The organism is Microbacterium foliorum (genome assembly GCF_006385575.1).
In the GTDB taxonomy this organism is placed as follows: domain Bacteria; phylum Actinomycetota; class Actinomycetes; order Actinomycetales; family Microbacteriaceae; genus Microbacterium; species Microbacterium foliorum_B.
This window is the reverse complement of sequence record NZ_CP041040.1, coordinates 611780-636807: the sequence shown is the minus strand read 5'-3', so window position 1 is coordinate 636807 and position 25028 is coordinate 611780. Positions and strand designations below refer to the sequence as shown.

At 68.5% G+C, this 25028-nt stretch carries 17 protein-coding genes; 12 read left to right on the top strand and 5 right to left on the bottom strand.

The genetic code is table 11. From position 1 onward, the window contains the following. Positions 1-65: 65 nt before the first annotated feature. The 7 genes from FIV50_RS03105 to FIV50_RS03075 all read left to right on the top strand — a co-directional run bounded on the left by FIV50_RS03105 (position 66) and on the right by FIV50_RS03075 (position 13620). On the top strand, positions 66-1031 hold the full coding sequence (locus tag FIV50_RS03105) for a serine hydrolase domain-containing protein (RefSeq protein WP_140036143.1): 966 nt from the start codon (positions 66-68) through the stop codon (positions 1029-1031). A gap of 271 nt (positions 1032-1302) precedes the next feature. Next, on the top strand, positions 1303-7590 hold the full coding sequence (locus tag FIV50_RS17990) for a rhamnogalacturonan lyase family protein (RefSeq protein WP_375137391.1): 6288 nt from the start codon (positions 1303-1305) through the stop codon (positions 7588-7590). A 109-nt stretch (positions 7591-7699) separates the two neighbouring features. Then, the gene (locus FIV50_RS03095; protein WP_140036142.1) at positions 7700-8098 is read left to right on the top strand and encodes an L-rhamnose mutarotase; all 399 of its coding nucleotides are present in this window, start codon (positions 7700-7702) and stop codon (positions 8096-8098) included. After that, complete coding sequence (gene rhaI / locus FIV50_RS03090; RefSeq protein ID WP_140036141.1) at positions 8095-9261, top strand: L-rhamnose isomerase; 1167 nt, start codon at positions 8095-8097, stop codon at positions 9259-9261. The genes FIV50_RS03095 and rhaI overlap by 4 nt, the downstream gene beginning before the upstream one ends. A gap of 77 nt (positions 9262-9338) precedes the next feature. Beyond that, positions 9339-10193 (top strand): alpha/beta hydrolase, encoded by an 855-nt coding sequence (locus FIV50_RS03085; protein ID WP_258184389.1) that lies wholly within the window; start codon positions 9339-9341, stop codon positions 10191-10193. Continuing rightward, positions 10190-12226, top strand: a complete 2037-nt coding sequence (locus FIV50_RS03080; protein WP_140036140.1) for a bifunctional aldolase/short-chain dehydrogenase — start codon at positions 10190-10192, stop codon at positions 12224-12226. Before FIV50_RS03085 ends, FIV50_RS03080 begins: the two co-directional genes overlap by 4 nt. Next, positions 12223-13620 (top strand): rhamnulokinase, encoded by a 1398-nt coding sequence (locus FIV50_RS03075; protein WP_140036139.1) that lies wholly within the window; start codon positions 12223-12225, stop codon positions 13618-13620. The genes FIV50_RS03080 and FIV50_RS03075 overlap by 4 nt, the downstream gene beginning before the upstream one ends. A gap of 236 nt (positions 13621-13856) precedes the next feature. Here the strand turns inward: FIV50_RS03075 and rhaS are convergent, their stop codons facing one another. From rhaS to FIV50_RS03055, 4 genes are read right to left on the bottom strand one after another with little or no spacing between them, the layout of a single operon-like run. Next, the gene (rhaS, locus tag FIV50_RS03070) at positions 13857-14900 is read right to left on the bottom strand and encodes a rhamnose ABC transporter substrate-binding protein (protein ID WP_140036138.1); all 1044 of its coding nucleotides are present in this window, start codon (positions 14898-14900) and stop codon (positions 13857-13859) included. 55 nt (positions 14901-14955) lie between these two features. Continuing rightward, the gene (locus tag FIV50_RS03065) at positions 14956-16008 is read right to left on the bottom strand and encodes an ABC transporter permease (RefSeq protein WP_140036137.1); all 1053 of its coding nucleotides are present in this window, start codon (positions 16006-16008) and stop codon (positions 14956-14958) included. Continuing rightward, positions 16005-17033: an ABC transporter permease gene (locus FIV50_RS03060; RefSeq protein ID WP_140036136.1), complete on the bottom strand. Its 1029-nt coding sequence runs from the start codon at positions 17031-17033 to the stop codon at positions 16005-16007. Before FIV50_RS03060 ends, FIV50_RS03065 begins: the two co-directional genes overlap by 4 nt. Beyond that, positions 17030-18559 (bottom strand): sugar ABC transporter ATP-binding protein, encoded by a 1530-nt coding sequence (locus FIV50_RS03055; protein WP_140036135.1) that lies wholly within the window; start codon positions 18557-18559, stop codon positions 17030-17032. The genes FIV50_RS03060 and FIV50_RS03055 overlap by 4 nt, the downstream gene beginning before the upstream one ends. 149 nt (positions 18560-18708) lie before the next feature. Here FIV50_RS03055 and FIV50_RS03050 point away from each other — a divergent pair, with 149 nt between their 5' ends. Together FIV50_RS03050 and FIV50_RS03045 are read left to right on the top strand one after the other, a co-directional pair. Continuing rightward, entirely contained in the window at positions 18709-19716 is a 1008-nt protein-coding gene (locus tag FIV50_RS03050) for a LacI family DNA-binding transcriptional regulator (protein ID WP_140036134.1), read from the top strand. Positions 19717-19917: 201 nt separating this feature from the next. Further along, positions 19918-21006 (top strand): Gfo/Idh/MocA family protein, encoded by a 1089-nt coding sequence (locus tag FIV50_RS03045; protein WP_181164323.1) that lies wholly within the window; start codon positions 19918-19920, stop codon positions 21004-21006. 36 nt (positions 21007-21042) lie between these two features. Here FIV50_RS03045 and FIV50_RS03040 read toward each other — a convergent pair whose 3' ends face one another. Then, the gene (locus tag FIV50_RS03040; RefSeq protein WP_258184388.1) at positions 21043-22092 is read right to left on the bottom strand and encodes a M24 family metallopeptidase; all 1050 of its coding nucleotides are present in this window, start codon (positions 22090-22092) and stop codon (positions 21043-21045) included. Positions 22093-22161: 69 nt separating this feature from the next. Here FIV50_RS03040 and FIV50_RS03035 point away from each other — a divergent pair, with 69 nt between their 5' ends. The 3 genes from FIV50_RS03035 (at position 22162) to FIV50_RS03025 (ending at position 25028) form a co-directional block, all read left to right on the top strand. Further along, positions 22162-23157 carry a LacI family DNA-binding transcriptional regulator gene (locus FIV50_RS03035; RefSeq protein WP_140036132.1) on the top strand — a complete coding sequence of 332 codons (996 nt, stop codon included), beginning with the start codon at positions 22162-22164 and terminating at the stop codon, positions 23155-23157. A 240-nt stretch (positions 23158-23397) separates the two neighbouring features. Continuing rightward, the gene (locus FIV50_RS03030; protein ID WP_140036131.1) at positions 23398-24351 is read left to right on the top strand and encodes an ABC transporter permease; all 954 of its coding nucleotides are present in this window, start codon (positions 23398-23400) and stop codon (positions 24349-24351) included. Next, the gene (locus FIV50_RS03025; RefSeq protein WP_140036130.1) at positions 24351-25028 is read left to right on the top strand and encodes a YesL family protein; all 678 of its coding nucleotides are present in this window, start codon (positions 24351-24353) and stop codon (positions 25026-25028) included. The genes FIV50_RS03030 and FIV50_RS03025 overlap by 1 nt, the downstream gene beginning before the upstream one ends.

Below are 25028 nucleotides of genomic sequence, written 5' to 3'. Positions count from 1 at the left end.
GGTCCTATCGTAGAGTCACCGCACCCCTCGCGGAAGCGCGACCACCCGAATCGGCAGGAGCACACATGACCTTCGACGCAGCATTCGATTGGGCGCGCCGTCACGTGCAGGCGGAGCGCCTGCCGACCGCCGTGGTCGGCATGGCCACCGCAGACGGGATCGTCGACCTCGAAGGGTTCGGAGTCGCGACGGATGCCGTGTACCCGCTGTTCTCGATCACGAAGGTGCTCACGGGCATCACCGCGACCAGGGCCATCGAGCGAGGCCTGCTCACCCCGAACACCCCCCTCACGGAGGCACTGCCGGACTTCGGGTCGTCTCGCGATGACATCGTGCGGCTCTGGCATCTCGCATCGCACACCTCCGGCATCTCCGAGCCCGCCCTCGACACCCCGCTTCCGCTGCGCCACGAGCTGCTCCGCCAGGGCCGGGACTTCGCGGCGGGCACCGCATCGCGGTACTCCACGCTGGCTTTCGAAGGCATCGCCGCGCTGATCGAGCACGCGACCGACACGACATGGGATGCCGGCACCTTCGAGTGGGCGCAGAGCATCGGCGCGATCGGCCTGACCCTCGACACCGCACAGTCGGTCGGCGTTCCCGATGCAGCGGCCGGCGGGCTCGACCTCGACCGGTTCCATGTCACGCGAGCACCCGGCGCAGGGCTGCTGGGGCGCGCCGAGGATCTGCTGCACCTCGGCACCGAGCTGCTGCGCATCACTCAGGGCCACAAGGACGGCATCCTGTCTCCGGCCGGCCTCGCGATGATGCGGCGCCCACTGACGGGAGACATCCCGCGCCTCGATCCATACCCCGACGAGCGGGGCCAGGACTGGGGCTTCACGTTCAATCTGCGGTCCCGGGCACCCGGTCTCGTCGACCGCGATGTCTTCGGTCACGGCGGGTGGGCCGGCACCGAGTTCTGGGTGCACCCGAACGCGGGGGTGGCCTGGGTGCTGCTCACCAACGCTGCAGTCCGGCCCGGCGTCGACGCCGACGAGCTCGACAACGCCGTGGTGAGCGCTCTCTAGCGCGACCCGTCGACCCGACATCCGTCGCCCGGCGACTCGCGTCGCCTGCCGCGGCGTGGCGCGCTGAAACGTCTCAAGAAAGTTCTTGCCACCGCGTGCGGCAGCGTGCGAGGATCGGTGCCAACTCTCGGGAATGCGTTTTCCGGAAGTTCCGGATCCATCGATCGGCCGAGACGCAGTGGTCTCTTCGCCTCGGCTCCCCCACGTGATATCCGCACCGACGCGGGTATCTCAGCCGTACCCCTTAGCCAGTGATGTCCAAGGAGGAACCGTGGAGCATTCCACTCGTTCTGCACGTAAGCCCCACTCGTTCCCGCGCCTGCGCGCCGGGTTCGCCGCCGTCACGATCGCGGCCGTGATCGGAGCGACCATGACCGCCGTTCCGGCCGCCGCCGCCCTCGAACCGGCCGCAGACGGCGCCTGGCGATTCGACTTCGGCACAGCGGCGAGCCCGGTCGCCGAGGGATACGAGCCGGTGCTCACGACCTCGCTCTACACCGCCGCGTCAGGGTGGGGAGTGACGGTTCCAGACGGCGTCGCGCTGTTCGACCGTGACCGCACCGGCAACCGCACACCGGCGGATCCCGTCGCCGAGGACTTCATCGCCGGCACCTCCTGGGGCTTCCTGCTCGACAGCGTTCCCGCGGGCGAGTACGACGTGACGGTGACCATCGGCGATGCGCTGACGACGGCGTCGAGCACCAACGCGACGCTGACGCTCGAGGGCGTCGCGCAGACACGGCTCACGACCACCAGGGGCGGCTCCACCACTGAGACATTCCGCACGAAGGTCGAAGACGGACAGCTGACTGTGGGCTTCACGGGAAGCGGCCTCGGGGCCTACATCAACGGACTCGTCGTCGCACCGGTGCTCCCCGCAGTGCCCGCCGACCTCGCGGTCGCCAAGGCCGCCTGGAACACGGTCGATCTCGCCTGGGGGACCTCGGAAGGCGCCACGGCGTACCGCGTGCTGCGAGCCGACGTCGATGGCGATGCGGTCGGCGAGTTCAGTCAGATCGCCGAGATCGAGACGACGACGTTCTCCGACACCGACGTCGCCGAAGGTGACTCGTTCGCCTACGCGGTCGAGGCCGTCAACTCATACGGGCTCGTATCCGCCCGCACCGCCGAGGTGCGCAGCGGAGCGATCCCTGCCCTCGCCGTGCCGGCGACTCCTGAGGGGCTCGCGGTCGCGCAGGTGACGAAGGATGCCGTCGCACTGACCTGGACCGCGACGCCGAACGCCGATGAATACGTCGTCGAGCGTGCGGATGCCGATGGGCTCTTCTCCGCCGTCACCACCGTCACCGCCCCCGCGTTCACCGACACGGTCGACACGTCGCAGGAGTGGTCGTACCGGGTGACCGCGCGCAACGCGGCTGGCGCCTCCGGTGCCTCCGCCGCCGTCGACTCGACGGTCTACGCAGCTCCCGCTCCCCTGCCGGCCGGCGACCGGATCGTCTTCGACTTCGGCCCCGGCGCCCTCGCCGATGGCGCCGTCGGCGTCACATCCGCCGTCGGGTTCTCCGACGAGTGGGGATACGGCTTCAGCACCGCCCCGACCTCCCCCGAGCCCGACGTCGACCGCGGCGGCGACGACCCGCTGCGGGGAGACCACGTCGCCGCGCACGGCGGCACCTTCGAGGTGCAGCTCGGCGCGGGCGACTACATCGTGAACGTGATCGCGGGCGACCGGACCGCCGCCAGCGAGATCGCGATCACCGCGGAGGGCATCGCCAAGGTGCAGACGACCGCGAAGCCCGCCGGGGAGTATCTCGAGATGGCGTTCCCGATCGCGCTCGTCGACGGGCGCCTGACCCTGCAGGTCGGCGGGTCGGCGGCGGCACTCGACGCGCTCACCATCACGCGCCAGACCAACCGGGCACCCGGAGCGCTGCCGACGGTCTACCTCGCCGGCGACTCGACCGTCCAGACCTACACCGACACGTTCGCACCGCAGGCGGGTTGGGGTCAGATGATCGACCGGTTCTTCGCCGATGACGTCGCGTTCGCGAACCACGCGATCGGCGGACGGTCCTCGAAGAACTTCATCACGCAGGGCCGCCTCGACGAGATCCTTCGCGGAATCCGCCCCGGCGACTATCTGTTCGTGCAGTTCGGCCACAACGACGCGACTCAGGGCGTCGACGATCGCTACGCGTCTCCCGCCGATTACAAGGAGTATCTGCGCAGCTACGTGCACGGCGCCCGCCAGCGCGGCGCGACCCCCGTGCTCGTCACCCCCGTCTCGCGCCGCAGCTTCGACGCGACCACCGGTGCGGCCAACGTGAGCTTCCCCGAGTACGTGGCGAAGATGATCGAGCTCGCGCAGGAGGAGGGCGTCCCGCTCGTCGACCTCTCGGCGTCGAGCCGCACCTACCTCGACGAGATCGGTCCCGAGGCCGCGAAGTCGGTGTTCCTCTGGGTCGATCCGGGCATCTTCCCCGGGCGTCCGGCCGGCACCCAGGACGACACGCACTTCCAGGACTACGGCGCGATCCAGATGGCTCGCCTCATCGCCCAGGATGTCGCCGCTCTCGACGACCCCCTCGCCGCGAAGGTCGTCGACGTCGAGCCGCCCGCCGCGGTGCCGGCCGCACCGGCGAACCTCGTGGCGGGATCCATCTCGAATGCGGGTGCCGTGCTGCAGTGGAGCGCATCGTCGGGCGCCGACATCTACCGCATCGAACGCCAGGCCACCGCCGACCCCGAGCAGGTCTGGTCGCTGGTGACCACGACCACGCAGACGAGTGCCATCGTGCAGGGCCTCGCCGAGGGCGCGGGGTACCGCTACCGCGTGTTCGCGGTGAACGGCCGCGGAGTCTCGGAGGCGTCGAACACCGTGAGCTTCTCGACCAAGCAGGCGAGATGGAAGTTCGACTTCCAGCTCACCGGCGGGGTCGTGATGCCCGGCTACACCGAGGTGAACCCCGACGACGGATACACGGTTGACGGCGGATTCGGCTTCGCGACCCCCTTGGCCGCGAACGCCGGGCGCGATCGCGGGAGCGCGGGTGGTGCGAGCGAGCTCGAGCGCGACTTCGTCCTGCCCGGCGACTCGAGCGAGTTCCTGCTGGACGTGCCGAACGGCACCTACTCGGTCAAGACCTACTCGGGCGACTGGATCGGCTCCACCCGGACGAACTTCGACATCGAAGGGAAGGCCTTCGGCACAGGCAACGCCGGATCCGGCGCCGTGAACGCTTCGGTCCGCGGCCCTGTGCTCGTCACCGACGGTCAGCTCACCGTGCGTGTGCACGGCGCCGCCGCGGGAACACGCCTCAACGGCATCGAGGTGACTCCGATCCTGCTCGGCCCGGCCGGCCTCGAGGTGACCGACGTGAACGCGGATCCCGCTGCGCCGACCGTCTCCCTCGCCTGGACCGCCGAGCCGGGGATGACCTGGAAGGTGTACCGCACCTCGGCGTTCGAGAAGGCGGCGACCCTGGTCGGCGAGACGACGACGGCTTCGTTCGTCGATGCCGGCGCCCGCCTGGGACTCGATTACGCGTATCACGTGACCGCGGTCGACCAGACCGGGCTCGAGTCGGTGCCCTCGGCATCCGTCGACGTGTCTCTGGTCGACCCGGCTGTCGATTCGCCGGCGGCACCGACCGCGCTCGCGGTCGACCGCCTCGAGAAGCGCGAGGTCGAGATCTCGTGGGCGCAGCCGAGCACCGCCGTCTACACGATGGTCTTCCGCTCCGAGATCGAGGGTGAGCGCGGTGAACTCGCCGGCTTCGCCACCACGAACCGTTTCGTCGACACGGCCGTGCTGACCACGATCCCGTACCACTACACCGCTGTCGCGGTGAATGCCGGCGGTGCGGGGCCCGACTCGGCACAGCTGAGCACCGAGGCGGCCACCGTGCTGCAGCGGCAGGCCGAGTATCTCGACCGCGCGCCCGCAGCGGTGCAGACGGACGACGGCGTGCTGGTCAGCTGGCGCATGCTCGGGACCGACCCCGACGCGATCGCCTTCCACGTCTACCGTGACGGCACTCGCATCACGGACGAGCCGATCGCCGACTCGACCAACCTCCTCGACGCCGACGGCTCGGGCGACTCGACGTACTTCGTCACGAGCCTCCTCGACGATCGCGAGGTCACGGTGACCGACGAGTTCGGAGTGCAGGACGGAGACCACCTCTCGATCCCTCTCGACAAGCCTGCCGACGCGTACACGAAGGACGGACAGCCGTACTCGTACCGCGCCAACGACGCGAGCGTCGGAGACCTCGACGGCGACGGGCAGTACGAGATCCTCGTCAAGTGGGACCCCTCGAACTCGAAGGACAACTCGCAGGCGGGATACACCGGCAACGTGTACCTCGACGCCTACCGTCTCGACGGCACACGTCTGTGGCGCATCGACCTGGGGGTCAACATCCGGGCGGGCGCGCACTACACGCAGTTCCAGGTGTTCGACTACGACGGCGACGGACGCGCCGAGGTGATGATGAAGACAGCCGACGGCACGATCGACGGCGTGGGGCAGCCCATCGGCAACGCCAGCGCCGACCACCGCAACAGCACGGGGTACGTGCTCACCGGGCCCGAGTACCTCAGCGTCTTCAACGGACTGACGGGGGCCGCGGTCGACACCGTGGACTACGTGCCGGCTCGAGGCGACGTCGGCTCCTGGGGCGACGCCTACGGCAACCGGGTCGACCGCTTCCTGGCGGCGACCGCGTACCTCGACGGCGAGCACCCCAGCGCGATCTTCAGCCGCGGGTACTACACCCGCGCCGTGATGGCGGCGTACGACTTCGACGGCACGACGCTGACGCAGCGGTGGGTGCTCGACTCGAACGACGCCGGCAACGAGGGCCTCTACGGCGAGGGCAACCACAATCTGTCTGTGGCCGATGTCGACGGAGACCAGAAGGACGAGATCGTCTTCGGCTCAGCCACGGTCGACGATGACGGCTCGGTGCTCTACTCGACCGAGCTCGGGCACGGAGACGCGATCCACGTCTCGGACCTCGTGCCCTCGAACCCCGGCCTCGAGGTGTTCGCGGCACACGAGGACATGAACGCCTCGGGCAACGCCGGCGCGACGATGCGCGACGCCCGCACGGGTGCAATTCTCTGGTCCGTCCCCGCCGCCAGGGACACCGGTCGTGCCGCATCCGGCGACATCGATCCCCGGCATGAGGGCGCCGAGGGATGGGCGATCGGCGGCGACGCCGCGTGGGACTCCCCCGTGGGCCAGCTGAGATCGTCCACGGGCGAGCTCATCGGCGACCGCATTCCTGCAGCGAACTTCCTCGCCTGGTTCGACGGAGACCCGCTGCGGGAGATCGTCGACCATGACTGGAACGCCGAGACGTCCACGGGCGTGCCGACGGTGTCGAAGTGGAACTGGGAGACCGAGTCCAGCGACGTGATCCTGGAGGCTGCGGGCGCACTCTCCAACAACAGCACCAAGGGCACCCCGAACCTGCAGGCTGATCTGTTCGGCGACTGGCGCGAGGAGATCGCCTGGCGCTCCGACGACTCGACCGAGCTGCGGGTCTACTCCACCACCGACGAAACGGACTTGCGCCTGCGGACCCTCATGCACGACCCGGTGTACCGGCTCTCGGTCGCGTGGCAGAACACCGGATACAACCAGCCGCCGCACACGAGCTTCTTCCTCGGCGACGGCATGGAACAGCCGCCGGCGCCGCGCATCGCGGTGACGGGCGACCCCTCGGGTGCGGTCGATCAGACAGCTCCCGTCGTGTCGGGGATGCCTGCGGACGGCGCTCTGTTCCCGAGCACGTCGAGCTTCACGGTGGACGTGACGGCTGCCGACCCCGAGTCGGGGGTGCGCACTCTCGACATCGCCTTCGACGGAGAACCCGTCGCGCCCGGCCAGGCCATCGAGCTGGCCGAGCTCGTCGGCACCCACACGGTGACGGTCAACGCCGTCAACCACGACGGTCTCGTCACCCGCGCGGAGGCTCAGATCCTGGTCTACGACGACGAGCGACCGGCAGCGAAGCCCGCCCGTGGCACGCTGTCGACGGACTCGGGCTGGGACACCGGTCTGCACGACGGTGAGTTCACGGTGTCGATGAACCTCTGGCACGGCGTGAACGGCGCGGTGTTCCGACTCTATGAGAACGGCGCGCTCATCGCGACGAAGCTCCTCGATGCGGACTCGCCGAAAGCCCAGCTCACCACGGTCTCGGTGAGCGGCCGCACCGACGGCACGTACGTGTACACGGGCGAGCTGGTCAACGCGAAGGGCACGACGGCCACGACATCCGTCACGGTCAAGGTGAAGGATGCCGCACCAGGGGTGCCTGTGGTCAGCCACGACAACTGGGATCGCGACGGCAGCTACACCGTGACCACCGACCTCTGGTGGGGCACGAACGGCACCGAGTACCGGCTGTACGAGAACGGCGCTCTGATCGACACTCAGACCCTCGTGGCCGCCTCGCCCTCGGCGCAGCGCGCGAAGACGGCGATCACCGGACGCGCCCCCGGCACCTACGCCTATGTCGCCGAGTTCTCGAACGCTGCGGGCACCACGGCCTCGAAGAGCGTGACCGTGACGGTGAGGTGATCAGCCGATCCATCCGAGGCATGGCCGGTCGCTTGACAGAGCGACCGGCCATGCTAGTGTTGAGACATTGAATGAAACGATTCAAAACCTCGATGAAGAGAGAACCACCATGACCCGCGTCGCGTTCCAGTTGCAGGTGCGTCCTGAACTGCTCGACGAATACCTCGCCCGTCACTCACCCGTCTGGCCCGAGATGCTGGCCGAGATCGCGGCCGCCGGTCGTCGCAACTACTCGCTGTTCCTGGCCGAGGGCGGCACGCTCGTCGGTTACTACGAAACCGATGATGACGCCACGGCGCAGGCCTACCTCGCCGCATCCTCGGTCGCCGCTCGCTGGGAGGCCGAGATGGGCCGCTTCTTCGTCGATCTCGACGGGCGCCCCGACCAGGCCGCCACCGCACTCACCGAGGTGTTCCACCTCGAAGACCAGCTCGCCGATACCGGCGGCTCCCCCGCATCCGATAACGACACCGACAACCGCAACGACACCGAAGGCAGCGCCTCATGAGCATCCTCTCGTCCGACAACCTCGCCGCTCTCGAGCAGCAGGGCATCGAGCTCCCCAGCTGGGCGTTCGGCAACTCCGGCACCCGTTTCAAGGTGTTCGGCACGCCGGGCACGCCGCGCGACCCGTGGGAGAAGATCGCGGATGCCGCGCAGGTCAACAAGTACACCGCGCTCGCCCCCTCTGTCGCCCTGCACATCCCGTGGGATCTCGTCGACTCGTTCTCCGACCTGCGCAAGCACGCCGAAGACCTCGGCGTGACGCTGGGCACCATCAACTCGAACACCTTCCAGGACGACGACTACAAGTTCGGCGCCCTGACTCATGAGGATCCGACGATCCGCCAGAAGGCGATCGACCACCACCTCGCCTGCATCGACGTGATGGATGCCACGGGCAGCCGCGACCTGAAGATCTGGCTGGCCGAGGGCTCGAACTACCCGGGTCAGGCCGACCTCCGCGGTCGACAGGACCGCCTGCAGGAGTCACTGCAGCAGATCTACGCGCGACTCGGCGATGACCAGCGACTCGTGCTGGAGTACAAGTTCTTCGAGCCGGCTTTCTACCACACCGATGTTCCCGACTGGGGCACCTCGTACGCCCAGGTCTCCTCGCTCGGCGACAAGGCCATGGTGTGCCTCGACACGGGCCACCACGCCCCCGGCACCAACATCGAGTTCATCGTCATGCAGCTGCTGCGCCTCGGCAAGCTCGGGTCGTTCGACTTCAACTCGCGCTTCTACGCCGATGACGACCTGATCGTGGGCGCAGCCGACCCGTTCCAGCTGTTCCGCATCCTGTTCGAGGTCGTGCGCGGCGGCGGGCTGAACAACCCCGATGTGGCGTTCATGCTCGACCAGTGCCACAACGTCGAAGACAAGATCCCCGGCCAGATCCGCTCGGTGCTCAACGTGCAGGAGATGACGGCCCGCGCGCTGATCGTCGACCGCGATGCACTGACCGCGGCGCAGAAGTCGGGCGACGTGCTGGCCGCGAACGCCGTCTTCATGGACGCGTTCTACACCGACGTGCGCCCGGCCCTCGCCGAGTGGCGCGAGTCGCGCGGTCTCGCCGCCGACCCGATGGCTGCCTACGCCGAGTCGGGCTACCAGCAGAAGATCGCCGCCGACCGCGTCGGCGGAGTGCAGGCCGGCTGGGGCGCCTGAGCGCGCACCCCTGACTCGTCGGGGTGCGGGAGCCGATCCCCGTACCCCGACGTCCCATCGACAGAACGGATGACGCTGTGAGAGACCAGGTTCTCGACGGACCGCATGGCCCGCTGCGTGTGCGGGTGTACGAGCCGGAGCACCCCGCGGGCCCCGGACTCGTCTGGGTGCACGGCGGCGGGTTCGCCGCGGGCGAGATCGATATGCCCGAAGCCGACTGGGTCGCGCAGAGCTTCGCCGACCGGGGCATCGTCGTCGTGTCGGTCGACTATGCGCTCGCACCGTTCCCCCGAGTGTGGGCTGCGGCAGCGGGAGCACCCGAGCGAGACGGCGTGCACTACCCCGTCGCCTCCGACGAGATCGAAACGGCGTTCCGCTGGGCGATCGACTCCGGCCTGGCAGAGGGCCCGTGGGCGATCGGTGGAGCCAGCGCCGGCGGAAACCTCGCGGCAGGTGCAGCTCTCCGGTTGAGTCATGGGCCCGGCCCCTTCCCCTCGCTCGCCGTGCTCGCCTATCCGACCCTGCACGCTGTGCAGGGCACGCCGGATGCCGCGCTGCGCGCCGCGCTCGACGCCGACCCCGAGGCCGACACCTTCGGCCCCGAGTCCGTGCGCGTCATGTACGAGAACTATCTGGGAGCGCCCGCCGAGAGCGGGGACGTCTACGCCGTGCCCGGCTCGGCATCCCCCGCCCAGCTCTCGCACTTCCCCGCGACGATCATGATCAACGGCGAGGTCGACGAGCTGCGCGTCTCGGGTGAGGCCTTCGGCGCCTCGCTGCGCGACGCCGGCATCGACCTCGACATCTCCACCGAGCCGGGCACCCGCCACGGCCACCTCAACCATCCGGAACTCGCAGCAGCGACAGCATCGATCGACCGCTTCGCCGCCCGCATCCTCGCCACATCTCCCGAGCACAAGGAACAGTCATGACCAACCCCACCGCCGCCGCCCTCATCGAGCGGTCGAACCGCCTGGGTGCCGACCCCAAGAACACCAACTACGCCGGCGGCAACACGTCGGCGAAGGGCACCGAGACCGACCCCGTCACCGGGCAGCCGGTCGAGTTGATGTGGGTCAAGGGATCGGGCGGCGATCTGGGAACGCTGAAGGAGCAGGGGCTCGCAGTGCTGCGTCTCGACCGCATGCGCGCGCTCGTCGACGTCTACCCCGGCCTCGAGCGCGAAGACGAGATGGTCGCCGCCTTCGACTACTGCCTGCACGGCAAGGGTGGCGCCGCTCCTTCGATCGACACCGCGATGCACGGACTCGTCGACGCCGCGCACGTCGACCACCTGCACCCCGACTCCGGCATCGCGATCGCGACCGCCGCCGACGGGGAGGAGCTGACCGCGAAGATCTTCGGCGACAGGGTCGTCTGGGTGCCGTGGCGTCGCCCCGGCTTCCAGCTCGGACTCGACATCGCCGCGATCAAGGCGAAGAACCCGCAGGCGATCGGCACGATCCTCGGCGGCCACGGCATCACCGCCTGGGGCGACACGTCGGAGGAGGCCGAAGCCAACTCGCTGTGGATCATCGACACCGCCGCCGCCTACATCGAGGCGAACGGCAAGGCCGACCCGTTCGGCGGCGTGCGCGGCGGCTTCGAAGCCCTCCCCGAGGCAGAGCGCCGCGAGCGCGCTGCCGCCCTCGCGGGCACCATCCGCGGCATCGCGTCGACCGACAAGCCGATGGTCGGCCACTTCACCGACTCCGACGTCGTGCTCGACTTCCTGGCCTCGGAGCGCGCTCCCGAGCTCGCGGCTCTCGGCACCAGCTGCCCCGACCACTTCCTGCGCACCAAGGTCAAGCCGCTCATCCTCGACCTGCCGGTCACGGCATCCGCCGACGAGCAGATCGCCCGGCTGCACGAGCTGCACACCGAGTACCGTGCCGACTACCAGGCCTATTACGACGCACACGCGACGAGCGAGTCGCCCGCGATCCGCGGCGCCGACCCGCTCATCGTGCTGGTCCCCGGCATCGGCATGTTCTCGTACGGCGCCAACAAGCAGACCGCCCGCGTCGCCGGCGAGTTCTACGTCAACGCGATCAACGTCATGCGGGGAGCCGAGGCGCTGTCGACCTACTCCCCCATCTCCGACGCCGAGAAGTTCGACATCGAGTACTGGGCGCTCGAAGAGGCCAAGCTGCAGCGGATGCCGAAGCCCAAGTCGCACCAGGGGCGCATCGCGTTCGTGACCGGCGCCGCCAGCGGCATCGGCAGGGCCATCGCCACCCGTCTCGCTGCCGAGGGTGCCTGCGTCGTCATCGCCGACCTCGACCTCGAGAAGGCCCAGGCTGCCGCGGCCGAGCTCGGCGGCACCGATGTCGCGATCGGCGTCGCGGCGAACGTCGCGGATGCGGATGCCATCCAGGCGGCGCTGAACGACGCCGTGCTCGCGTTCGGCGGTGTCGACCTCGTCGTCAACAACGCCGGGCTCTCGCTGTCGAAGCCCCTGCTCGAGACCACCGAGAAGGACTGGGACCTGCAGCACGATGTCATGGCCAAGGGCTCGTTCCTGGTGTCGAAGGCCGCGGCCCGCGTGCTGATCGACCAGAAGCTCGGCGGCGACATCATATACATCTCGTCGAAGAACTCGGTCTTCGCCGGCCCGAACAACATCGCCTACTCGGCCACCAAGGCCGACCAGGCGCACCAGGTGCGACTTCTGGCCGTCGAACTCGGCGAGTTCGGCATCCGCGTCAACGGCATCAACCCCGACGGCGTCGTACGCGGCTCGGGCATCTTCGCCTCAGGCTGGGGTGCGAACCGCGCAGCGACCTACGGCGTCGCCGAAGAGGACCTCGGCCAGTTCTACGCCAACCGCACGATCCTCAAGCGCGAGGTCGTTCCCGAGAACGTGGCGGATGCCGTCTACGTGCTCACCGGACCCGAGCTCAGCCGCACCACCGGTCTGCACATCCCGGTCGACTCCGGCGTCGCCGCGGCGTTCCTGCGATGACCGTCCGGTCCGTCGCCGCCGTCGACCTCGGGGCGACCAGCGGTCGCGTCATGATCGGCCGGATCGGCGACGGCCGGCTCGACCTCGAACTGGTCTCGCGGTTCCCGAACGGTCCCGTCGAGCGTGAAGACGGCCTGCACTGGGACTTCGGGGCTCTGTACGAGCATGTCGTCGAAGGGCTCGCCGAAGCGGTACGTCGTGAGCCGGGCATCGAGAGCGTCGGGATCGACTCGTGGGCCGTCGACTACGGCCTGCTGAAGGACGGCGAGCTTCTCGCCGAGCCGTTCCACTATCGCGACGACCGCACCGCGCGCGGAGTCGACGAGGTGCACGCGATCGCTCCCTTCGCGGAGCTGTACGGGCGCAACGGACTGCAGTTCCTGCCGTTCAACACGCTCTACCAGTACCGCGTCGATGCGCGCCTCACCGGGGCAGACACCGCACTGCTGATCCCCGACCTCATCGCGTTCCTGCTCACGGGAACAGCCGTCGCCGAGCGCACCAACGCGTCAACGACGGGCCTCTTGGGCGTCGAGTCGGGGCAATGGGACGACGTGCTGGCCGAGCGCCTCGGCATCCCGTCGAGCATCCTGCCGACGCTCGTCGACCCGGGCGAGACGGTCGGTGTGCTGCGCGCCGATCTGGTGGCGCGCATCGGCAAGGACCTGCCCGTCATCGCGGTCGGGTCGCATGACACAGCATCCGCCGTCGTCGCCGCTCCCCTGTCGACCCCGCACTCCGCCTACATCTCGTGCGGCACCTGGGGGCTGGTCGGCGTCGAGCTGACGGAGCCCGTGCTGACGGATGCTGCACGCGAGGCGAACTTCACGCACGAGCTCGGCGTCGACCGGCGCTACCGCTTCCTGCATAACGTGACGGGACTCTGGCTGCTCAGCGAGACCGTGCGCGCCTGGGAGGCGGAAGATGGTTCGTCGATCGACCTGCCCGAGCTGTTGGCCGCGGCCTCCGCCGTGACGGACGACGTGCCGCTGTTCGACGCGAACGACGCGTCGCTCAGCGCACCGGGAGACATGCCCGTGCGCATCGCGGCCCTGCTCGGGGCCGAGGCTCCGACGACGCGACCCGCCTTCGCCCGGTCGATCGTCGAGTCGATCGCGACCGCCTTCGCGGATGCCGTGCAGACGGCATCCGATCTGTCGGGGCGCGAGCTCGACAGCATCCATCTGGTCGGTGGCGGTTCGCTGAACCGCCTGCTGTGCCAGGCGACGGCTGATCGCACCGGCCTTCCGGTGCTTGCGGGCCCTGTCGAGGCGACCGCCCTCGGCAACGTGCTCGTGCAGGCGCGCGCCCTGGGCGCCGCCCCGGCGACTCTCGAGGAGCTGCGGGCCCTCGTCGCCGCGACCCACGAGCCCGAGCGCTTCGACCCGCGCTGACCCGCCCGCTCCCGGCACCCATCCCGAAGCCCCGACCCGTCCGCGGGCACCCAGCCGCGCACTTGGCTGGCCGATCCCCGGATGGATGCCGAAACCACCCTCTCCCGGCATCCATCCGTACTTTCGCCAGCCATCCGTCCCGGCTGAGAGCCCGCGCCATGGCACCGGGAATGCCACCGACACACGAAAGGGGCGCCGGAGCCGAAGCCCCGGCGCCCCTCACGATGCGATTCGACTCAGAAGTCGAACTCGCCGATGTTGTCTGCGTTGAACTCGAACGGGTCGCCGAGAAGCACGACGCCGTCGGCGCCGACCGTGTACTCGCCGAGGTCGCCGGCCTCGAAGGTGTCGCCCTCTTCGCCGGTGATCTCACCCTCGATCAGCGCCTTGGAGGCGAATGCGGCCAGGTAGCCGAGGTCGGCGGGGTTCCACAGCGCGAACGCGGTGACGGTGCCGTCTTCGACGTACTCGCGCATCTGGTTCGGGGTGCCGAGACCGGTGATCGCGACCTTGCCCTTGTAGTCCGAGGTCGAGACATACCGAGCCGCAGCCGCGATGCCGACCGTGGTGGGCGAGATGATGCCCTTCAGGTTCGGGTGGCTCTGCAGCAGGGCTGCGGTCTTGTCGAACGACGTCTGGTCGTCGTCGTCACCGTAGACGGTCTCGACGATCGTGATGTCGGGGTACTCGCTGGCGACGTACTCCTTCATCAGGTCGATCCAGGCGTTCTGGTTGGTCGCGTTGGCGGATGCCGACAGGATCGCGACCTCGCCGGCTCCGCCGATCTGGTCGGCGATCAGGTCGACCTGCACCTTGGCGATGCCCTCGGAGTCGGCCTGGTTGATGAACAGGTCGCGGCACTCGGGGTTCGTGTCGGAGTCGAAGGTGACGACCTTGACGCCGGCGTCACGGGCCTCGTTCAGCGCGTCGCAGATCGCCTTCGGGTCGTTCGCCGAGACGACGAGCGCACCGACGGCCTGCTGCGTCGCGGTGTTGATATAGCTGACCTGCGCGTCGGGCGTGGCCTCGGCTGGTCCGACCTCGGCGAACGTGCCGCCGAACTCGTCGACGGCGGTCTTGCCGCCTTCACTCGAGGTGTCGAAGTACGGGTTTCCGAGATTCTTGGGCAGGAACGTGATCGCGAGGTTGTCGGATCCGCCTTCACCCTCTGAACCCGAGCCACCGGATCCGTCGCTGGTGTCGGCGCAGCCGGTCAGCACGAGCGCTGCGGCCACGGCGACAGCCGCGAAGCCCGCGATCTTCTTACGTGCAAACATCATTGTTCTTCCTTTCGTGATGATCACCGCGGGCGGATGCCGGCGATGAGAGGCTGCCTCATGGTGCGGGAGAGGCCGCTACGCGCAGTGGTGGACCGGCTTTCGCACGCACACGCTGCACCCAGGCGAGGGCGCTGGCCGCGACGACCGAGAAGATCAGCAGCCCGCCGGTGATGATGTTGATGACGTCCGAGGTGACGCCGGCGAGACGCAGGCTGCTGCCCAGCACCCCGATGAGCAGCACCGCCGCGACGACACCGTGCAGGTGTCCCCTGCCGCCGAAGACCGACACACCGCCGAGTACGACGGCCGCGATCACCTGCAGCTCGAGCCCCGTGGCGTTGTCACCTCGAGCACTGCCGAAGCGCAGCGTGTAGAAGATGCCGGCGAAGGCGGCGACGACACCCGAGAGCACGAACAGGATGAACTTCGTCCGTTCGACGTTCACGCCGGAGAACCGTGCGGCATCCTTCGACAGCCCGATCGCGAACACGCCTCGCCCGAAGGGCGTGAAGTGCAGCAGCACCGCGAAGAGCACCAACAGGATCAGGAACGGGATCACGATGTACGGGATCGTCGTGCCGGCGATCTTCGCCTTCGCCAGTGCGGTCCAGGTCTCGGGGAAGTCGGTCACGGCGGTGGTGCCGAGCAGACCGACAGCGAGACCACGGAACAGCGCGAGGGTGCCGATCGTGACGGCGAGCGACGGCAGACCGACGGTCGTCACCAGGAAGCCGTTGAACGCACCGCCCACGACGCCGACCAGGAGTGCCGCGAGGGCGGCTACTTCGAACGGGGCACCCGACTCGGTGAGCACGCCCGTCACCACGCTGGCGAGTCCGACCATGGATCCGACCGAGAGGTCGATCTCGCCCGTGATCATCACCAGGGTCATGGGCAGTGCGATCAGCAGGATCGGCGCCACATCGAGCAGCAGGTAGTTCGCGGTGATCGGCTGAGCGAAGCCGCGGATCGACACCGCAGCGACGATGGTCACGAACACGAGCAGCGCGATGATCGCGAACTCGCGGTTGATGAAGATGCGCCGCCAGAGCGGTCGGTCGTAGTCGCGGATGACGCGGATCGACCCCGTCGTCGTCGTGGTGGTCATGATTCGTCCCTCGCCTCGATGAGCTGGCGTCTCTGTCTGACCGCGAGCACCCGGTCGAGCACGATGGCCCCGATGATCAGCACGCCGACGACGGCGCGCTGCCAGAAGTCGGGGATGCCGAGGATCGGCAGCGCGCGGTTGATGGTCATCAGGAGCATCGCGCCGATCGCCGCACCCCAGACGGTGCCGACTCCACCGGTGATCGCGATGCCGCCGATGACGGCGGCGCCGACGGCATCCAGCTCCCAGCCGCTGCCGGCCTGCGAGCTGATCGACCCGTACCGGGCGGCGTAGAAGACGCCCGCGAGTCCGGCGAGCGCACCGGAGAGCACGAATGCCGAGAGCACACGGCGGGTGACTTTGAGCCCGTAGAGCTCGGCGGCGGACGGGTCGGATCCGATCGCGTAATACTCACGGCCGCTGCGGGTGTTGCGCAGATACCAGGCCGCGAGGGCGAGCACGATCACCGCGACGATCGACAGCACCGGGATGAAGAGGATCTGCTGTGTGCCGAGCGCGAGGAAGTCCTTGGGCATATCGGAGGCGTTGATGCGGTCGCTGCCGGTCCACAGCACGTTGATGCCGCGGTAGGCATACAGAGTGCCGAGGGTGATCACCATCGCCGGCACCTTCGCGAACGCGACCAGCGCGCCGTTCACGAGGCCGAGGAAGGCGCCGAGCAGCACGGCCGCGATCACGACGAGAACGATCGGGATCCCGGGCACGTCGACGAACAGGCGTCCGGTCAGATATGCCGTCAGGCCCATCACCGAACCGACCGAGAGATCGACGTTCCGGGTGATGATGACGATCGCCTGGCCGACGGCGACGAGCATGAGGATCGACGGCGTGAGCAGCAGGTCTCGCCACCCGTCGGCGCTGAACAGGAAGTTGGGGTTCTTCACCGTGGCGGCGATCACGACGAGCACGAGCGCGGCGAGGATGCCGAACTCCCGTGCACGGCCGACTCCGCCGAAGGACTTCTTGGCGGCGGCGGGCGCGGGTGCCGTGGTGATGGCGCTCATGCGTGCAGCTCCGATGAGTGGGTGGCGGCGAACATGACGTTCTCGCTGGTGGCGTCGTCACGGGATATCTCGGCAGTGATGCGGCCTTCGCGCATGACCAGCACCCGGTCTGCCATGCCGAGGACCTCGGGCAGCTCGGACGAGATCATCAGGATTCCCAGCCCCTCGCCCGCGAGCTGCGAGAGCAGCCGGTGCACCTCGGACTTCGTGCCGACGTCGATGCCTCGGGTGGGCTCGTCGATGATCAGGACGCGCGGGTCGGTGGCCAGCCACTTGGCCAGCACGACCTTCTGCTGGTTTCCGCCGGAGAGGGTGGATGCCACAGTGTCGAGCGCGTGCGTCTTGACCTCGAGGCGCGATGCCCATTCCTTCGCCGCTCGGTTCTCGATGCCACTGGTGATCAGACCCCACTTCGAGAGCCGACGACGGATGGCGAGCGTGATGTTGCCGCCGACACCCGCGTCGATCACGAGGCCCTGCTTGCGGCGGTCTTCAGGCACGAGCGCGAGTCCGCTGCGCATCGCGGCGGTCGGGTTGCGGCGCGCCACACCTGCGCCGAGCATCCGCACCTGTCCCTGGTCGTACGGGTCGACGCCGAAGACCGCGCGGGCGACCTCGGAGCGCCCGGCCCCGACGAGACCGGCCAGTGCGACGATCTCGCCCGCACGCACGGTGAAGGAGATGTCGTGGAAGACACCGGGGCGGGTGAGTCCCGTGACCTCGAGCAGCGGCTCTCCGACGACGGCCTCTTGCTTGGGGAACAACTCGGTGACGTCGCGTCCGACCATCTGACGGACCAGCTCATCGACCGTCGTCTCGGCGATGGCTGTTGTGTCGATATAGGCGCCGTCGCGCATGACGGTGACGGTGTCGCACAGGTCGAACACCTCGTCGAAGCGGTGCGAGATGAAGAGGATCGCGCGGCCCTCGTCACGCAGGCTCCGGGCGACGGCGAACAGACGGTCGACCTCGACGCCGCTGAGTGCAGCCGTCGGCTCATCCATGATCAGCACACTCGCGTCGAGGGAGATCGCCTTGGCGATCTCGATGATCTGCTGGTCGGCGATCGACAGGCCCTCGGTGATGCGGTCAGGGTCGAGCGTCACGCCCAGGCGGCGGAAGATCCGGTCGACCTCGGTGCGCATCGCCTTGCGGTCGATACGACCGAGGAACCCCGTGGGCTGTCGCCCCATGAAGATGTTCTCCGTCACCGAGAGATCAGGGAACAGCGTCGGCTCCTGATAGATGACCGCGATGCCCGCGGCCTTCGACTGGGCGGTGCTGGTGAAGTCGACGTCTTCGCCGTGCAGGCGGAAGTCCCCCGAGTCGCGGCGGTAGAGACCGGCCATGATCTTCACCATCGTCGACTTGCCCGCGCCGTTCTCGCCGATGAGGGCGTGGATGGAACCGGGGCGGAGCGTCAGGCTGCCGGAGCGGAGTGCGACGACGGGGCCGAAGGACTTCACGACCCGATGCAGCTCGAGCGCGGTGGGGGGAGCGCTTCGGGCGGAGGCTGCGTCTACCACTGGCTTTCCTCTCCGTTGAGGGGGATGATGATCGGAATGAACTTACCTGAATCGATTCAAGCTCGTTTCAGGCTAGTGTATGTGATGCCGGCCTCAGGTCAACCCCCGATGCCGAAGCGTGATCCGCCCGACGACGAGAGGACAGCCGAATGCCGATCAGCATCCGCGATGTCGCCGTGCGTGCGGGCGTCTCAGTCGGCACGGTCTCGAACGTCCTGAATCGTCCGGACGAGGTCTCGAGCGACTCGGTCGAGCGCGTCACCCAGGCGATCGAAGAACTCGGCTACGTGCGCAACGACGCCGCCCGCAAGCTCCGGGCCGGCGTGAGCACCACCGTCGGATTCGTGGTGCTCGACGGGCAAAATCCGTTCTACAACGATGTCGTGCGCGGCGCTGAAGACGAGGCGTCGAGCCACGGCATCGCCATTCTCTATGGCAACACCGACGACGACCCGTCACGCGAGAAGGTGTATCTCGATCTCTTCCGCGAGCAGCAGGTGCGCGGGCTGCTCATCGCCCCCTACGGCGATGTCATGACGCAGCTGCGCAAGTTCCGCGCGAGCGGCATCGCCACCGTTCTCGTCGACCGATTCAGCGCAGACAGCGGCTTCTCCTCGGTGTCGGTCGACAGCGTCGCCGGAGGGCGGTTGGCCGTCGAACACCTGATCGAGGGCGGACGACGGCGCATCGCGTTCGTCGGCGGCCCCTTCGACATGCGGCAGGTCACCGACCGTCTCGCCGGTGCTCGTGCCGCGGCCGAGAACGCAGCAGTGCATGTCGAACTCGAGGTCGTGCCGACCGCCGCGATGACCGTCGAAGAGGGTGTCGCCGCGGGCGCCCGCCTGCTCACCCGCCCCCGGCGCGAATGGCCGGATGCACTGTTCGCCGCCAACGATCTGCTTGCCCTCGGGCTGCTGCAGTCACTCGTCTCCGGCGGGCGTGTGCTCGTGCCGGACGAGATCGCACTGATCGGCTTCGATGACAACCCGTTCGCCGCCGCAGCTGCGGTGCCCCTGTCCTCCATCCGTCAGCCCAGCCGCATGATCGGCCGCACCGCGCTGCGGATCGTGCTCGAAGAGGCGGCCGACCCCGAGAGCATCCCGCGGCAGACCGTGTTCCCGCCCGAACTGATCGTCCGCCGCTCGACCGGCGGCTAATCTCGCCCGTGCCGACTCGGCTGCACACGTGGCTGCCCGGATCCCGGATGGATGCCGAGAACACCCTTTCTCGGCATCCATCCGGGATTCGACCAGCCATCCGGCCGGGCTGGGAGGACTTCGACTCATCACCGACGCCCGATCTTTCGTCGGTAAACGCTTTCCTCTACGATGGACGGACACCCGGGAAGGCTGCACACGATGATCCATGACGTACTGCTCGTCGGCGCTCGCGGATTCGGCGCCTCGCACCTGCGCAATCTCGAGCGCCTGTCCGACCGCGCGCGACTCGTCGCCGTCGCCGACCCCGCGGGGGCCCCCGTGGAAGGATTCGGAGCGGATGCTCCGGCGTACCCGAGTCTGGACGCCGCCCTCTCGGCGGGGGTGCGACCCGACGTCATCATCATCGCGACCCCGACCGGGACCCACCACTCCCTCGCGCTCGCCGCCCTGGCAGCCGGCGCAGACGTCTACCTCGAGAAGCCCCCTGTCGCGACCATGTCGCAGTTCGTCGACCTGCTGGCAGCCGAGCAGGCCTCGGGGCGCAGCGTGCAGATCGGCTTCCAGAGCTTCGGGTCGCACGCCCTCGCCGACCTCGCGACCCTCGGCACGCCCACGTCGGTCGCGACCTGGGCGACCTGGTCGCGAGACGCCGCGTACTGGACGCGTTCAGCCTGGGCGGGCAAGCGTCTGCTCGACGGGGTTCCGATCGTCGACGGCGTCGTCACCAACCCCCTCGCACACGCCGTCGCCACCGCCCTGCGGATCGGGGGCGCACGCCGTCGCGAAGACGTCGAGAGCATCGAGCTCGAGCTGTTCCGCGCCAACGAGATCGAGGCCGACGACACCTCGAGCCTGCGCGTCACGCTGCGCGACGGGCGACGGGTCACCGCAGCGCTGACTCTCGCGAGCCCCGAGCAGGCCGCCCCGCTGATCGAGGTGCACACGCGCGAGGCAGACGTGCTGTTCGCATACACGTCGGACGAGCTCACATACCCCGACGGGCGCGTCGAGCGCACCGGTCGCACCGATCTGGTCGAGCAGCTGTTCGACCATCGCGAGCACTCCACCCCGCTGGCAGCGCCGCTGATCGAGTGCGGAGCCTTCATGGCGGTGCTCGAGGCAGTGCGCACCGCACCTTCGCCTGCGCCTGTGCCTGCCTCCGAGATCACCATCCTCACCGACCGTGAGGCACCGCTCTCGACGATCGACGGCATCCAGGAGATCGTCGAACGGGCGGCGCGCTCAGGCGCGCTGTTCAGCGAGGTCGGAGCCGCATTCGCCGTCTGACTCGGTCCGCCGGGCTGCGCCCACCGGGCTCGCGACTCAGTAGCCGCGCGTGGTCGGACGCCGCATCCCCTCGTACTCGACCGACGGCCAGCGCTCGTCGACGGTGAGCACCTCCCAGCCCGCGGCGCTGCGCAGCATCGTGTCCTCCACCTTGACGCCGGGCGCAGACGGGTTCCAGGCGAACGCCTGATTCACGACGAGCGGATCGAGGGTGGATGCCGTGGCGCGCGGGTCCCGTCCGGCATACCCGGTCGGCCCGCCCTGATGATGCCGCCGCCACTCCTCGGGATCGAATCCGAAGCGCTGGTAGGCGGAGCACCCCGCCGCGAACACCGCGTCGAGGCGGGCTCCCGGCACCGAGGCGTCGAGGAACGCGCGCTCCACTCCGAGAATCGGCTCGTCGTCGATGCCGACACCGATCCAGCGCGTGGCGTTGGCGATCAGCCCGTGACGGCGCCCGCACACCACGATCATGGCGCGCTCCCCCAGCAGTGCAGCCGTGGGCAGCGGATGCCGATACGAGACTCGATCCGCTCCCGTCACCAGTACGACCAGTGGATCGATACCCCGCGAGATCAGCCCGGCGGCGACGACGGATGCCACGTACCATTCGCTCCGCTCCGGCCCGACGCCGGACGCCAGAGCATCGGTCACCGCGCAGGCGAGATCGCGGCCGAGCGAGCGGTAGCGAGAGATCTCAGCCGGCAGCATCCGTGCCCGCGCCGCGCGCAGGTCGCCGGCAACCGCCGCTTCACCGACAGCCGACGCCGAACACGCATCCTCCGCCGCCGCGACCGCCGGCGGAGTCCACCATGGAACCCGCACGATGCGTTCGGCATCCGTCGGCAGAAGCTCCTCGTCGATCAGCCGATCCGCCTCGTTGTCCGCGACGAACAGCGTGTCACCGTCGGAACTCGCCCGCACTGCCAGCACCGGCGGGCCCGCCAGCGACACGTGCGTGCGCACACCTTCGAGGTACCACGACACCGCCTCGTGGGAGGTCATCAGGATCGATGCCCCGGCGCCCCGCAGCAGTCGGGCCACTCTGTCCTGCTTCTCGATACGATCCTTATGCGACCCGACCATGAGAACTCCTAGCAAACGTTTTCTCACATATGACCACATCCACCACCAGTCGCGGAAGAGGGGATCCGGATGACACGCTCCACCCGAGCAGGCATCACCGACGTCGCGAAGCTCGCCGGGGTCTCGCTCTCGACCGTGTCACGCGCCATGAACGGGAACCCGACGGTGGATCCGCTCCTCGTCGAACGAGTGCAGGCGGCGGCCGCCGAACTCGGCTACACGGCGAACCCCCTCGCTCGCAGCCTCGTGCTCGGGCAGACGCAGACAGTGTCGGTCATGATCCCCGACCTCGGCAACCCGACATTCCAGGCGATCCTGCACGGCCTCAGTCGCGCCGCCGCGACCGACGGCTACCACGTGCTGATCTCGGACACCGCTGAGCAGGTCGACCGTGAGGTCGAACTGGCCACCACCACCCGGCGACGCACCGACGGCGTGATCCTCTGCGCCCCGCGTCTGCCGCAGAGCGAGCTCTCCACTCTGCTGGCCTCCGTCGGGCCCGCCGTCGTGATCAACCGGCCACCGCAGGTCGACGTGCCGACGGTCGCGGCCGACTACGAGGCCGCCATGACCGAGCTGATCGCACATCTGCGCGACCTCGGCCACCGCCGCATGGCCTTCCTCTCGGGAGTCGTCGCCAGCACATCGGGCGAGGCACGCGCGCGCGCGATCGCCGATGCCGAGCAGGTCGGCGACCTCGAGTTCGTCGAGATCCCCGCCGGAGTCGATTTCGACAGCGGCGCCGCGGCGGCCGACGCCGTCATCGACAGCGGCGCGACCGCCGTCCTGGCGTTCAACGACCTCGTCGCGATGGGCCTGCTGTCAGCGGTCACGACCCGGGGCCTGCGGGTGCCGGAGGATCTCTCGATCACCGGCTTCGACGACATTCCGTTCGCGGCGTACACGACGCCGCCGCTCACGACGGCGACCGTGCCCGCCGCCGAGATCGGGCGTCTGGCCTGGGACGCGATGCATGCGTTGCTGACCGGAGGCGAGGCCGTCTCCTCCGCATCCTTCACACCCAAGGTGGTCGTCCGCGCGAGCACCGGCCCTGCCAGGAGCTGAGCCCCGGGTAGGCGCACTTCCACCTGCTGGCCGGGTCGACCGCGGAGGCCCGAACTCACCACACGAGCACGGTCCGAGATCGGACCGAGAGCACCCGCGAACACCTTGGCGTGCGTGCACGGAACTGCCTGTTGTCGACTCCTGCCTCCCATGCTAATCTCGGGAAACCGGTTACTCGAGGAAACGCTTTCTCCGCTCCTCGACACCCGACCTCGATGACGAGAACAGGAAGGCGCACCGATGGTGAGCGTTGACGCGACGGCAGGGAACGCGCCCGCCACGTACCGGAAACGCCCGTGGTGGCAGAGCATCTGGCGCCAGCGCGCGCTGTACCTCATGGCCATCCCCGGCATCTTGTACTTCATCGTCTTCAAGTACGTGCCGATGGGCGGCCTGGTCATCGCCTTCCAGGACTATTCGCCCTTCCGTGGCATCGGTGGCAGCCCTTGGGTCGGCTTCGAGCACTTCATCCGGTTCTTCAGCGAGAGCACATTCGTGATGCTCCTGGTGAACACCGTGACCGTGTCACTGCTGCTGCTGATCTTCGCGTTCCCGGTTCCCATCATCCTCGCGCTGATGCTGAACGAACTGCGATCGAAGCTGTTCCAGCGCAGCATCCAGACGGTCATCTACCTGCCGCACTTCATGTCGTGGGTCATCGTCGTCTCGCTCTTCTACGTGCTGCTGACCACCGACGGCGGCAGCATCAACGCGCTGCTGGAATCCTGGGGGATGCAGGCGGTGCCGTTCCTCACAGATCCTGACTGGCTGCGACCGCTGTACACGATCCAGGAGATCTGGAAGACCGCCGGCTGGGGCACGATCATCTATCTCGCCGCGATGACCGGCGTCGACATGGAGCTCTACGAGGCCGCCGAGCTCGACGGCGCCGGGCGCTGGCTCCAGACCTGGCACATCACCCTCCCGGCGATCCGCCCGACCATCATCGTGATGTTCATCCTCGCGATCGGCGACTTCCTCGAGCTCGGATTCGAGCACATGTTCCTGATGCTGAACTCGCTCAACCGCGAGGTCGGCGAGATCTTCGACACCTACGTGTACACCGCCGGAATCCAGAACGGCCAGCTCAGTTACGCGACCGCGGTCGGTCTCTTCAAGGGGCTCGTCGGACTCATCCTCGTCATCGGCGCCAACAGACTCGCGAAGAAACTCGGCGAGGAGGGCGTGTACTGATGTTCTCCTACGAAGCGTTCATGCGCCTGAACCTCTTCCTGAGGGCCGTCTACCGGGTGGCGTACCTCAACCTGCTCTGGGTCGCCGCGACCGCGCTCGGACTCGTCGTCTTCGGCATCGGCCCCGCTTCCTACGCTGTCGCGGCATACATCGACGGCTGGTTCCGCCGGGGCGAGACTCCGCCGGTCACCGCCGCCTTCATCGGACACCTGCGCGCGCGCTACTGGCCGGCCACCGCGATGGGCGGAATCCTCCTCGCCGCCACCGCCATCGTCGTCACCAACATCTTCACCGGCTCCAGCTGGCTGCTGCAGTTCGTCAACGTGGTGGCACTGGTCGCCATCGGCATCATCAGCGCGTACGTGTTCCCGGTGATGGCGGCCACCGATATCCGCGGCATCCACCGCCAGATCGTCGCCGCGCTGCTCATCGGCCTCGGCTCGCTGCACTGGACGATCGTGGCAACCGCCGCAGTCGTCGCCGTCGTGTGGCTGCTCGCCACTTGCGCACTGCCGATCCTCGTGCTCTTCGGAGTCGGCATCCCCGCCGCGGCCGTCGGCGCCGTCACCCGCACCGTCTTCGGCACGCTCACCGCCGAAGAGACCCCGACCTCACCCCCTACGCCGCGCGAGACCTCGCCGGCCCTGCTCCACCTTGCGAGAGGAAGATCACAATGA